At 64.9% G+C, this 12,837-nt stretch carries 9 protein-coding genes; 1 reads left to right on the top strand and 8 read right to left on the bottom strand.

Going from position 1 to position 12,837, the window contains the following annotated elements; translation table 11 throughout:
- The first annotated feature begins 91 nt into the window (after positions 1–91).
- Positions 92–1,609 carry a class I adenylate-forming enzyme family protein gene (locus CXR29_RS13110; RefSeq protein WP_127364746.1) on the top strand — a complete coding sequence of 506 codons (1,518 nt, stop codon included), beginning with the start codon at positions 92–94 and terminating at the stop codon, positions 1,607–1,609.
- Between the two features lie 104 nt (positions 1,610–1,713).
- On the opposite strand, the gene CXR29_RS13115 is transcribed toward CXR29_RS13110, so the two are convergent.
- The 8 genes from CXR29_RS13115 to metG form a co-directional block, all read right to left on the bottom strand.
- On the bottom strand, positions 1,714–3,144 hold the full coding sequence (locus CXR29_RS13115) for an ABC transporter permease (protein WP_127364747.1): 1,431 nt from the start codon (positions 3,142–3,144) through the stop codon (positions 1,714–1,716).
- Positions 3,141–3,917 carry an ABC transporter ATP-binding protein gene (locus tag CXR29_RS13120; protein ID WP_127364748.1) on the bottom strand — a complete coding sequence of 259 codons (777 nt, stop codon included), beginning with the start codon at positions 3,915–3,917 and terminating at the stop codon, positions 3,141–3,143. Before CXR29_RS13120 ends, CXR29_RS13115 begins: the two co-directional genes overlap by 4 nt.
- A 178-nt stretch (positions 3,918–4,095) precedes the next feature.
- Positions 4,096–5,664: a polysaccharide pyruvyl transferase family protein gene (locus CXR29_RS13125; protein WP_127364749.1), complete on the bottom strand. Its 1,569-nt coding sequence runs from the start codon at positions 5,662–5,664 to the stop codon at positions 4,096–4,098.
- 296 nt (positions 5,665–5,960) lie between these two features.
- Positions 5,961–7,553, bottom strand: coding sequence for a chaperonin GroEL (groL, locus tag CXR29_RS13130; RefSeq protein ID WP_127364750.1), 1,593 nt, complete (start codon positions 7,551–7,553; stop codon positions 5,961–5,963).
- Positions 7,554–7,589: 36 nt separating this feature from the next.
- Positions 7,590–7,883 (bottom strand): co-chaperone GroES, encoded by a 294-nt coding sequence (gene groES / locus CXR29_RS13135; RefSeq protein ID WP_127364751.1) that lies wholly within the window; start codon positions 7,881–7,883, stop codon positions 7,590–7,592.
- 511 nt (positions 7,884–8,394) lie between these two features.
- Positions 8,395–9,645 carry a resuscitation-promoting factor gene (locus CXR29_RS13140; protein WP_127364752.1) on the bottom strand — a complete coding sequence of 417 codons (1,251 nt, stop codon included), beginning with the start codon at positions 9,643–9,645 and terminating at the stop codon, positions 8,395–8,397.
- A 333-nt stretch (positions 9,646–9,978) separates the two neighbouring features.
- Positions 9,979–10,980: a TatD family hydrolase gene (locus CXR29_RS13145; RefSeq protein ID WP_127364753.1), complete on the bottom strand. Its 1,002-nt coding sequence runs from the start codon at positions 10,978–10,980 to the stop codon at positions 9,979–9,981.
- Positions 10,980–12,695, bottom strand: coding sequence for a methionine--tRNA ligase (metG, locus tag CXR29_RS13150; protein ID WP_127364754.1), 1,716 nt, complete (start codon positions 12,693–12,695; stop codon positions 10,980–10,982). Before metG ends, CXR29_RS13145 begins: the two co-directional genes overlap by 1 nt.
- Between the last annotated feature and the right edge of the window lie 142 nt (positions 12,696–12,837).

Consider the following 12,837-nt stretch of genomic DNA (forward strand, 5'->3'; position numbering starts at 1 on the left):
CTCACCTCGGATCGTCGAAGGGCTCACTTCCCCAAAGAAATGAATCGTGGTTCAATTGTTTTCAGTATGGCACTCGTCACAAGGAGAAGCAATGAAGCTCGGAACCATGCTCGACACCACCGTCCTGCGGAACCCGGACAAGGAAGCCCTGGTCTATGAGGATCAGCGCCTCACCTACGCCGAGCTGCGGCACCGAGCACTCAAGGCAGCCCAGGTGCTCGCCGACAACGGCGTCGGCTCCGGCGATGTCGTTGCCATTATGACCTTCAACGTCCCGGGGTTCGTCTTCGCCGCCTTCGGTGCGTGGTACCTCGGCGCGACCGTCGTGCCGGTCAATCACAAGTTCCAAGCTCCGGAGGTCGAATACACGATCGAGCACTCGGGAGCGAGGCTCGGCATCGTCAGCACCGAACTCGCCGAGATCGCGCGGGCCGGGGCACCGGACATCGCCTGGCTGGAGACCGAGCCCAACACCCCGGGCAGCTTCGATGTCCAGCTCGATGCCGCGACCGAGGCCGACCCCGGGGACTTCACCGATGAACAGGTCGCGCAGATCCTCTACACCTCCGGCACGACGAGCTCACCGAAGGGATGCGTGCATTCGCACCGCAACATCGTCCAAGTCGGCACTCTCATCAACCTCAATATGGGCTACCGCAGCGACGACCGGTACCTCATCTGCATGCCGATCTGGCATTCGGCGCCGCTGAATATCGCCCTCATCCCGACGATCCAGATGGGTGGGACCGTCGTCCTCCAGCGGGCGTATCACCCGGTGGAGTCGATGCAGATCATCGCAGCGGAGCAGATCACGACGTTCTTCGGACCCACTGTCGCCTATGTCGCGCCGATCATGACCGCGAAGAAGCTCGGCTTCGATTTCTCCGACTACGACTTCTCGTCCATTCGCCGGTGGAACTACGGCGGCGCTCCGATCGACCGCGCGACGGCGGCCATGCTCATCGAGGCCTATGGGACGAACCAGTTCTACAACCTCTTCGGCATGTCCGAGATGGGGCCGACCGGCTGCCTTCTCGGACCTGAGGACCAGCTCCGCAAGGCCGGATCCGTCGGCAGGCATGCCATGGTCGGCAACGCCATGCGCGTGGTCACGGCCGACGGTGCCGAGGCAGGTCCCGGTCAGACCGGCGAGATCTGGTTCGCCGGTGACACCCGGATGCGCGAATACCTCGGCAATCCCCAAGCAACCGAGGCGGCCTTCGAGGGCGAGTGGTACAAGACCGGTGATCTCGCACGGCTCGACGAGGACGGGTATCTCTATATCGTCGACCGCTCGAAGGACGTCATCATCGTCGGCGGCGAGAATGTATTCTCCCTCGAGGTCGAGGAGGTTATCATCACCCACGAACGGGTCGCCGACGTCGCGGTGGTGGCGAAGCCGGATCCGCAGTGGGGCGAGCAGGTCGTCGCCTTCATCACGACCACCGATGGTGAGGACTTCGGTGTCGAAGAGCTGCGCGACCACCTGGCCGACAAGCTCGCCCGCTACAAGCTGCCGCGCGAAGTACTGACCGTCGATGAACTGCCGCGCAACCCCTCAGGCAAGCTGCTCAAGCACAAGCTGCGCAGCGAGGTGGCCGCCGACTGAGGCCCGTCCGTCTGTGTCTGCATGAACAGCCGCAGTCCGGCGGTCGGCAGGGCGATCCCGACTCCGGGCACAGCCTCGGTGAGGCGTCCTTCCCGGCGCCTACCTCACACGGCTTCGAGTGCCTCGACGGGACTGATCGAGGTGGCCGCGCGGGCGGGTTCGCGGCTGGCGACGAATACGGCGATGAGGGTGCAGACGATGACGGCGATGACCGCGATGACAACCGCCCAGGGCACGCTCGGTGCGAAGAGGCCGAGCAGGGGCGAGAGCAGGGTCAGTGCGCCGACCCACCCGAAGACGATGCCCAGCGGGACGGCGACCGCGCAGGCGGTCAGGCTCAGCTGCAGGCCTTCGGCGGTGATCATCCGACGCACGCGCTTCGGGGTCTGGCCGAGCGCCATGAGCAGCCCGATCTCCTGAGTGCGCTGACGCACGGAGAGCATGAGTGTGTTCGCGACGCCGATGATGGCGATGATCACGGAGAAGAGGATGAGGGTCAGCGCGAACAGCATCGACTTGTCGATGACGGTGGCCAGCGCGTCCTCGAGGCCGCCCCACCCTTCCTCGCCGAGCGACCGCGCGTACCGCAGCAGCTGATCGCGGAAGGTCGTCATGGCGGTAGCGAACATGACGATGAGCGTGATGCCGATGACGAGTCCGATGACCGTGCGGGCATTCCGGGTGGGATGGCGGGCGATCGTCGAGGCGGCCAACCGGGACACCGCGGTGCGCCCGCACAGCCAGCCGATCGCCGCCTGCAGGGGCGGCAGGATCCACGGATGGCCGATGATGACACCGAGGAAGGTCAGGCTCGACCCCAATGCGGTGAGCACCACGCTGATCAGGCTGATCCGATGGTCGGCAGCCCCGATCACGGCGTTGACGAGGAACGTCAGCCCCATCGACAGCAGAATCAGCGAGGCCGTGAGTCCGCCCAATGAGGCCCGGGCATCCTCGGGCCGGACCTCCACCGCCTGCGAGGTCGCCTCGATCGGCGAGATCCCGGTGATGCGGCGCGCCCCCAGGTACGCCGAAGCCCAAGTCACGATGATCGTGGCGAGGGCGGGAACGGCCATGGTCGGGGTGAGGAGGGCGACCTCCTCGGTGATGGCGCTGCCCAGATAATTCTGGGCCGCTTTCGCCAGCCCGGTCGATGCCGCGAAGGCGAGCACCGCGGCGGGGACGGAGATGATCAGTCCCTCCACCGAGGCGGCCCTGCGCAGCCGTTTCGACGACGCACCGATGAGGCGCAGCAGAGCCAGCTGGCGGCTGCGACCGGCGATGATGATCGAGAACGTGTTCGCGATGACGATCGCGGAGACGAAGAGGGCGATGAGGAAGAAGGTGACACCGATCATCGAGAGGAAGTTCTGCGCTGTCTCGGACTCGGCGATGATCTTCTCTGACGACAGCCACGCCGTGAGGATCGCGATGCCCTGCATGATCGCGGTGCCGAAGAGGGCGGCGATGAAGACGACGAGGACGCTGGGGAGGAACTGCCGCGGGTTGGTCCGGATCTCGCGCAGCGGGTTCATCGGCTCACCGCAGTGTCGGCGCGTTCGTCGATGCCGAGCATGGTCGAGGCGATCGCCTCGGCGGTGATGGCGTCGTTCAGCTCGGTCACCGGGGTGCCGTCGGCGATGAAGATGACGCGGTCGGCATGGGCGGCGACGATCGGGTCGTGGGTGACGAGCACGATCGACTGGCCGAAGTCACGGACGGCCTCGACCATGATCGCCATGACCTCGCGACCGGACTTCGCATCGAGGTTGCCGGTCGGTTCGTCGGCGAAGAGGATGTCCGGGCGGGTCGCGAGTGCCCGGGCGATGGCGGTGCGCTGCTGCTGGCCGCCGGAGAGCTCGTTGGGTCGGTGTTTGAGCCGGTCCTCCAACCCCAGGCGGTGAACGATCGTGGTGATCCAGGCACGCTCGTCGGCACCCGGCCGACGGTCGTCGAGTTCGAAGGGCAGGCGGATGTTCTCTTTGACGGTGAGGGTGGGCACGAGGTTGAAGGCCTGGAAGACGAACCCGATCCGGCGCCGGCGCAGAGCCGTGAGATCGTCGTCGCCAAGCGTGGTGATCTCCTGCTCGCCGAGGCGGACCTCTCCGGAAGTCGGCCGGTCGAGTCCGGCGAGGACGTGCATGAGTGTTGACTTCCCGGATCCCGAGGGCCCCATCACCGCGGTCAGCTTGGCCGGTGCGATGTCGAGGCTGACCCCGCTGAGAGCCGTGACCGCTGCCCCTTTCGGATCGAAGACCTTCGAAACGTCGCGAAGTCGGGCGATGGGCATCGTCGGGCCGGTGGTCATAGATTCCTCATGCGTCGGTGCACGCTGTCATTTCCAGACTAACGAGGATCAGCGCTCAGAAACATGAAAAGCGACTGGCCAGTAGGTGTGAGCGAGCTGTGGGAGGGCAAGATCCGCTTCGGCCCGCCTACGGAGCGTACCTTCTGGCTCTCCCACCTTCGAGATCGAAGCTGAGACCCTACCTGCGAGCGGCACGCAGCCGGCGATATGCGCGACGGGCGAACTCCGTGGTTCGGCGACCTGTGCTCTCCACGCGCCGGACTGCTCGGACAGCAGGTTCGGACTCGCGCCGCTCATCACGTCGGCGGGCCTCGTCGCGTTCGGCGCGTAGGCGCTGCAACTGCGACTTCACCGCCTGCACCTCTTCGTTCGCCCGTGCCGCCTTCCGGTCCTTGAGCGCCATCACCAGCCCGTAGTTCTGGACGGCGTTGAGACGTTCACGGACTACGCCGATGGCGTCGACGTATGGGCTGTCGATCGCTTCGGCGTGGAAGAAGCCGGGTGCTTCGGTCTCCGCCGCTCCGGGGCTGTCGCCCAGCGTCTTCGCGACGACGAAGTCCCACCACTGCTGATGCTCAGCGCGGCGCTTCTGCGACTGTGCACTCAGTCGGCCCGTGAGCTCGTCTCGGTTTCCCACCGCGCCGACGGCAGTCGACACGGTGTCGTCGACCGAATCGAGCGGCAGCACGTAATCCTCCATGCCGACGTTCTCCGCAGCTCCCCTCATCCGGATGGACGAATAGAGGTTGGGTGCCAATGAGACGGAGGGAATGCCCGCGGCTCCGGCGAAGATCGCCGCGTGGTAACGGGTGCCGACGACCAGTTGGGCCTGCTCCGTCAGAGCGATGAGCTCTCGTGCGGTGAGCATCCGCGTGGGAACGACCTCGGCATGCCCGCTGGCCTGAGCGATCTTCGGGTCGGTGAGCTGGTCTCTCGTCTCCGGTGCCGGGGGCAGCGCCCCTCCGTGCGGCACAAGCAGCACCCGCAGCCCGGTAACCTCGGCGAGCCGACGAGTGAGTTCCGCCAGTCGCGCATGGTATTCGTCATCACTGAACATCGGGGTCGAGGCCTTCTCGGCGAAGCTGGCCAGGATGAATGGACGCTCGGTCAGATCCGACACGGCAGACCGGTCCTCGTCGCGGGCTGTCAATGAGAACGCGTCGTCGACCTGACGGCGCACCGTCGCGGAACCTCGTCCGAGATCGTCGACGAGCTGGGTCGTGTAGCTTTCGCGGGTTCCGACGAACTCCGCCTCGGCGAGGAGGTCGTGGACGATGTCCCGATCCTCGTCGTAGATGAGCGGGCCGAGAGTCTGGTTGGTCAACGCATACGGTTTGCCGAGGGCACGGGCGATCTTCGCCAGGGTCGCACGCTCGTAGATGTGATGGGCGAACATCGAGTTGAGGTTGCCACCGCCCGCGATGAGGACGGCCGCGGAATTCCGGACTGCATCGACGACGTCGATCGCCGGGTCATCTGCCTTCAGCGCATTCCGATCTCCGGCAACGTAGTCGAGGATCTTCTTCATCCGAGAGGTATTGGGACGTCGGTCGCGCCTGAACCCGATGCGTCTGACAGCGTCGACGCCGTACATTTCGCTCGCGTGCTGGGGTTCACCGGCGATAAGCGTGATGGCGATATCCGCTCGGGCACGAAGCTCATCGATGGCCAGTTCCGTCATCGCCTCATCGCCGAGGTGGTAGAACTGGCTCCACCCGACATCGCCGATCATCGTAATTCTCTTCATGGGTCCCTTGTTCACTTCATGCACTGCAGAAGTTCAATCGAATGTTCCGATCACTGTAACGACAGCGATGCGTTCGCTCGTGAACAGCGCCTGTCTCCGAGGTGAATACGTTCGCGTTCAAGCCGACGCCGAGGTCAGGCTCGGACACAGCCACTCAGAATGCGTCGAAAAAGCGGCGGCCGCCTCGGCGAGGGTGCATACGCCGATGCGTGCGAGAGTGAATGCGACAGTGGCCCGGAACGTGATGTTCCGGGCCACTGTCGTGGTCAGAGTTGACTGACGTCCGAGCGGGTGGCTCAGTCCTCGTCTTCCTCGTCCTTCTTCTCGACGACCAGGGTCTCGGTGGTGAGAACCAGGGCGGCGATCGAAGCGGCGTTGCGCAGTGCCGAACGGGTGACCTTGACGGGGTCGATGATTCCGGCGCCGATGAGGTCGCCGTATTCGTCGATGGCGGCGTTGTAGCCCTGGCCGGACTCAAGGTCCTGGACCTTGGCGACGACGACGTAGCCGTCCTGGCCGGCGTTGGCGGCGATCCAGCGCAGCGGCTGGACGACTCCGCGCTTGACGATCTCGACACCGGTGAGCGCGTCACCGGACAGTCCCAGGTCGTTGCCGTCGAGGACCTTCGCAGCGTGGATCAGAGCCGATCCACCGCCGGCGACGACGCCCTCTTCGATGGCGGCACGAGTAGCGGACACGGCGTCTTCGACGCGGTGCTTGCGCTCCTTGAGCTCCACCTCGGTGGCGGCGCCGACCTTGATGACAGCGACTCCGCCGGAGAGCTTGGCCAAGCGCTCCTGCAGCTTCTCGCGGTCCCAGTCGGAATCGGTGTTCTCGACCTCGGCGCGGATCTGAGCGACACGACCGGCAACAGCATCGTCGGCACCGGCACCATCGATGATGGTGGTGTTGTCCTTGGTGACGGTGATGGTGCGGGCGTTGCCGAGCTCTTCCAGGGTGACCTGGTCGAGCTTCATGCCCATGTCCGGGGTGACGACCTGGCCACCGGTGAGGACGGCGAGGTCCTCGAGGATGGCCTTTCGACGGTCACCGAAGCCGGGAGCCTTGACGGCGGCGACGTTGATGATACCCCGCAGCTTGTTGACGACCAGGGTCGACAGAGCTTCACCCTCGATGTCCTCGGCGATGATGAACAGCGGCTTGCCGGCCTGCTGCACCTTCTCGAGGACGGGCAGGAGCTCCTGGATGTTGGAGATCTTGCCCTGGTTGATGAGGATGAGCGCGTCGGAGAGCACAGCCTCCTGGCGATCGGCATCGGTCACGAAGTGCGGCGACAGGAAGCCCTTGTCGAACTGCATTCCTTCGGTGATCTCGAGCTCGACGGACGCGGCCTGCGACTCGTCGATCGTGATCACGCCGTCCTTGCCGACCTTGTCGAAGGCATCGGCGATGAGCTTGCCGATCTCGGGCGACTGAGCCGACAGACCGGCGACGTGTGCGATCTCCGAGGAGTCGGCGACATCGCGGGCGATCGTGCCCAGCTGCTGCGAGACGGCCTCGACGGCGGTCTCGATGCCGCGCTTGAGCTGTCCGGGTGCGGCACCTGCGGCAACGTTGCGCAGTCCTTCGTTGACGAAGGCCTGCGCGAGAACGGTCGCGGTGGTGGTTCCGTCGCCGGCGATGTCGTTGGTCTTGGTGGCGACTTCCTTGGCCAGCTGTGCGCCGAGGTTCTCGTACGCATCGTCGACCTCGACCTCACGGGCGATGGTCACACCATCGTTCGTGATCGTGGGAGCGCCCCACTTCTTGTCGAGCACGACGTTGCGGCCCTTGGGTCCCAGCGTCACCTTGACGGTGTCGGCCAGGGTGTTGACACCCTTTTCGAGTGCACGACGGGCTTCGTCGTTGAATTCCAATGATTTAGGCATTCGTCCTCCTGTCAGTGAAGTGGTTGTTCAGGGGATTCAGCCGATGACGGCGAGCACGTCGCGAGCCGAGAGCACGAGGAACTCTTCGCCTGAGTACTTGACTTCGGTGCCTCCGAACTTGGAGTAGATGACCTTGTCGCCGACGGCGACGTCGACCGGCACGCGGTTGCCGTTGTCAGCAACGCGGCCCGGGCCCACTGCGACAACTTCGCCTTCCTGAGGCTTCTCCTTGGCGGTTTCGGGAATGACCAGACCACTGGCGGTAGTCTGTTCTGCTTCGACCTGACGGATGACAATCCGATCTTCGAGTGGCTTGATGGAGACCGACATATCGGGCCCTCTCCCTTCGCTGGGTTCTATTTCATCGAGTCAGACGGCGGCTGCTGCCATGAACCTCTCGTCGTCGCGGGTGCCGAGCGATTCGACCGTCTCATGAAACTGGCACTCAATGAGTGCTAGTGCTAATTCTGACTCTAGAACGCTCTTAGCACTCGGTCAACTTGAGTGCCAGCAATTCGTCATGCTCTGGGCGAAAGTTCAGTTCGGGGGCTGCGTGTGGGGGCTGCGCGGGGGTGGCACCGGTGTGGACTTCCGTTGGCACCGGTGTCGAGTTCCGGTCGATCCGTGCGGGAATGCGCGGGCCTTTCCAACACGGATCGTCCGCAACTCGCACCTCTACCCTGCCCCGACGGGCACGAAAGAGCGTGGGCCCCGAGGATTCTTCCTCGGGGCCCACGCTCCTTGCTGACCGCCTCAGCTCAGTTGTCGATATCTGTTGTCAATGGCGGCCAGAGTTCAATGCCGTCAGGTGCCCAGTCGGCACCCCGGCTCCGATCTCAGATCAGGCGCAGGCCCACTGTCCCCAGCCGGCTGCGGCCTGGAGCTTCTTGGCGCGCTCGAACTGCTCCCGCGGGCTGGCATCGATCGGGTTGCCGCTGCCGCCCATGGACTGCCAGGTGGCGAGCTTGAACTGGAACAGACCGAAGTGCGCGCGGTTCGACTGGTTCACCGCACGAGGGTTGAAGTTCGATTCGCACTCGGCGATCTGGTACCACTTCGACCCGGGTCCACCGAGCATCGCCTTGATCTCTGCGGTGCTCATGTCGCCGCCTCCGGAGCCGGAGCCGCCGGTGCTCGAGTCGCCGCCGGAGTCACCGGAGTCGCCCGAACCGGAATCGCCGGAGTCGCCCGAACCGGAATCGCCGGAGTCACCCGAGTCGGAGCCGCCGGTGTCAGCCGGTTCTTCCTTCTTCTTGGTGCCCTGGATGACGACCTTGGTCTTGGGTTCGGAGAGGACCTTCTCGTCCTTCTTCTCCTTCTTGACCTCTTCGCCGTTGATCGTCTTGACCTTGTAGGTGACCTGCTTCACGCCGTCCTTGCCCTCGGTCTCGACCTTGGTCTCGCCCTCGTAGAGGGAGTCGGACTTCTTGGTCTCGACCTTGGCCTTGATGGCCTGCTTGTCCTTGACGGTGTCGTTCTCCACGCGGTTGACCGTGAGCACCTGGCCGTCGGAGACCTCGGCGGACATCGGCACGGACAAGAAGTCGTCCCCATCGAGCTTGACACCCGTGTCCTTGAGGGCTTCCTTCGCGGTGCCCACAGCGGCCGAGACCTTGTGGTCCTTGCCGTCGGCGACGACGGTGAGGTCCTTCGACGTGGTCACCTCGATGTCGTTGCCCTCGTCCTTCAGCCGCTGGCTGGCCTTCGCGTTGAGGTCGGCGCCCTTCGCGTCGACGCCGAGGTCGGCCAGAGCCTGACCCACGGTGTTCGCGTTGGTCCATTCGTTCGTTTCCTTGCCATCGACGGACAGCGCCACCTTCTTCGCCGTGTTGACGGTGATCGTCATGTCACGGTCGACCTTGGTGCCCACGCCGGGCTTGACCTGGTCGCGCTTATCGACATCGATTTCGTGGCTGTCGAGGATGTCCCCGACCGTTCCACCGAAGGTCCGGATCTCTTCCGCCTGTCCGTTGACCTCCAAGGTCACAGGCTTGTTCATGGTCACAACTGCGCCCGTGCCACCGACGAGTCCGGTGATCACGACCGCCTGTGCAGCGATCTGAACCTTGCGGTTCTTCAGAAAATCAATCACAAAAATATCCCTGAGCAGAGTTTATCGACCTGTTCACTGTAACCGATTCGTTACAAGGTTCGCAAAATATCACGGAAATGTAACGGTGCGAGTTTCCTGAGGGCGTGTCTGACCTGGAGTTCCCCGTGTTTTCGGGGCGTTCCCACTCGTGATATTTCCTCGCCGAGGCGGCCCCACGTCGCGTTATCCCGCTCACAGAACGCGGGGCGGAGTCCGGCCCAGGTGCGACTGTGCGCCATCCGGCCGGGTGCCGATTCACGCTTGCCGCGGGTTGGGTCCCAGTCCCGACCCCTCGCGCGCCGAGGTCCAGTCCCCGCTTCCCCCGGGTCCGGCTCAGTCCCAGCTGCCGAGGGCTCGCTCCGCGTTGTTCCACACGGCCGCGCACAGCTCCTCTTCGCTTATCCCGCGCACTTCGGCGAGTTTCCGCGCCGTGATCGCCGTGAGGTAGGGACCTCCCGGCTTCCCGCGGTGCGGGTGCGGGGTGAGGAAGGGTGCGTCGGTCTCCGTCAGCAGCAGCTCCAGTGGAGCGGCCGCCGCGGCCCGCCGCAGCTCGTCGGCGTTCTTGAACGTGAGGTTGCCGGCGAAGGACATGTAGTAGCCTTCCGCGGCGCATTCGCGGGCCATCGCCTCGTCACCGGAGTAGCAGTGGAAGATCGTGACCTCCGGGGCGCCTTCCTCTCTGAGGATGCGCAGCACATCGGCGTGTGCCTCCCGATCGTGGATCTGCAAGGCACGTCCGGTGCGCTTGGCGATCTCGATGTGGGCACGGAAGGAGCGCTGCTGTTCGGCGACGCCATCCTCCGCTGTGCGGAAGTAGTCGAGACCGGTCTCCCCCACCACACGCATGCGCTCATGCGAGGACACGAGCGATTCGATCTCGGTGAGCGCGTCGTCGAGCAGGCCGCGTTCGGCCAGCCGCGGTGCCTCGTTCGGGTGCAGGGCGGCTCCGCCGATCATCCACGTCCGCCCCTCGGCAGGAGGAGCGGGCACAGTGCGGGGGTCGGCCGCCTCGGCGAGGGATCCCACCTGCGTGGCCGCCTCGGCGGGGGTGGCTGAGAATTGGGACGCCACGAGCGCTGTCGTCCACCGGGCTGCCGGCAGGTCGCAGCCGATCTGGACGATGCGACGGACGCCCGCCTCGGCGGCGGTGTCATGGAAGAAATCCAGCGTCGGGAACTCTTCGTCCGTCTCCGGGGTGACCTCGGGTTCGGGTTCGCCGGCACCCAACGGCAGCCGCACACCCGTGCAGATGTCGAGGTGGGTGTGGGTGTCGACGATGGGGTGAGCGAGCGGTTCGGGCACCGGTGGATAGGTTCCGGCGGCGCGCGAGGCCATTATTCGGTCTCCTCCACGAACTTCGGGAACACGGGTTCGGGCTTCGGCAGGGGTGTGCCCGGCTCGAGCGGGAACTCGACGGCCGCGAACGACCGGGGATCCGCCTCGGCGGCGGCGATGCCATCGGCAGCGGCCTCGGCGACATTCGGCGCCAGGGCGGCCGACGCGTAGGCGGCACCGGCGGCGACACCGATGCCCGCACCCGCGGACACGGTGCCCATCGCCTCGGCGCCGGAGCCGGAATCAACGGCGGTCGGCAGGACCTTCGCACCGGCCTCACCGTTGCCTTCGGGCACACCGAGGAGGTCGAGGATCTTGCCCGCGGAATCGGGCATGACCGGCTGGATGAGGATGGAGATGATGCGCACGACCTCGATCGTCACCCACAGCACGGTGGCCATGCGGTCGGGGTCGGTCTTCTTCAGCTTCCACGGCTCCTGAGCGGAGAAGTAGCGGTTGGCCTCGGACAGCACCTTCCAGCAGGCCTCGACGTAGAGGTGGAGAGCCTGGGTGTCGACGTGACGTCGGGCGGTCTCCGGTACGGCCCGGGCGAGGGCGAGGAGCTTTTCATCTGCCTCGCTGAGTTCGCCTGGCTGCGGCACCTGGGCGTCGCAGTTCTTCTGGATCATCGACAGCGAACGCTGGGCGAGGTTGCCGTATTCGTTGGCGAGGTCGGAGTTCTTCCGGGTGATGATCGAGTCCTTCGTGTACGAACCGTCGTGGCCGTAGGAGAACTCACGGAAGAGGAAGAAGCGCAGGGTGTCCAGGCCGAAGGCGTCGACGAGGTCGAGGGGGTCGACGACGTTGCCGACGGACTTCGACATCTTCTCACCGGAGTTGAAGAGGAAGCCGTGGGCGTGGACGCGCCCCGGCAGCTCGATGCCGGCGCTCATGAGGAACGCGGGCCAGTAGACCGAGTGGAAGCGGATGATGTCCTTGCCGATGATGTGGACGTCTGCGGGCCACCACTTCGCGAACTTCTCGTCGTCGTCCGGGAAACCGGCGGCGGTGATGTAGTTCGTCAGGGCGTCGATCCACACGTACATCACGTGCTTGTCGTTGCCGGGCACCGGCACGCCCCAGTCGAAGGTGGTGCGGGAGACGGAGAGGTCCTTGAGCCCGGAGGAGACGAACGAGGCGATCTCGTTGCGGCGGGAGTCCGGGCCGATGAACTCGGGGTGGTTCTTATACAGCTCGAGCAGCTTGTCCTGGTACTTCGAGAGGCGGAAGAAGTAGGACTCCTCTTCGGTCCAGGTCACCTCGGTGCGGGTTTCCTTGGACAGGCGGACGCCGTCGACGACTTCGGTTTCGTCGTCGGTGTAGAAGGCCTCGTCGCGCACGGAGTACCAGCCGGAGTACGTGTCGAGGTAGATGTCGCCGGCCTCTTCGAGCTTGCGCCAGATGGCCTGCGACGCAGTGTAGTGGTCGTCGTCGGTGGTGCGGATGAAACGGTCGAAGGTCGAGCCGAGGGCGAGTTGGGTGTCGCGGAAGTTCTTCGCGTTGTCGTCAGCGAGTTCCTTGGGGGTGATACCGAGCTTGTTCGCCGCCTGCAGCATCTTCAGTCCGTGCTCGTCCGTGCCGGTGCAGAAGAAGACATCATGATTGTCCAGTCGCTTGAACCGGGCGATCGTGTCGGCCGCAATGTACTCATAGGCATGCCCGATGTGAATGGCCCCGTTGGGGTAGGCAATCGCTGTCGTCAAGTAGTAACCCATAGGGAACTCAGTCTAAGGGACGCGGTGCGGCGGGCGCGCATGGGCGGGTGCGGGACCTTCGACCGCGAAAGCACCGTTTGAGTCGAATAGCCCCTGTTTGAACACGTGCTGTGCGCCTCAAACCGTGTAGCCGCCGCTCTCG

The organism is Brevibacterium linens, assembly GCF_003999335.1.
GTDB classification, from domain to species: Bacteria; Actinomycetota; Actinomycetes; order Actinomycetales; family Brevibacteriaceae; genus Brevibacterium; species Brevibacterium linens.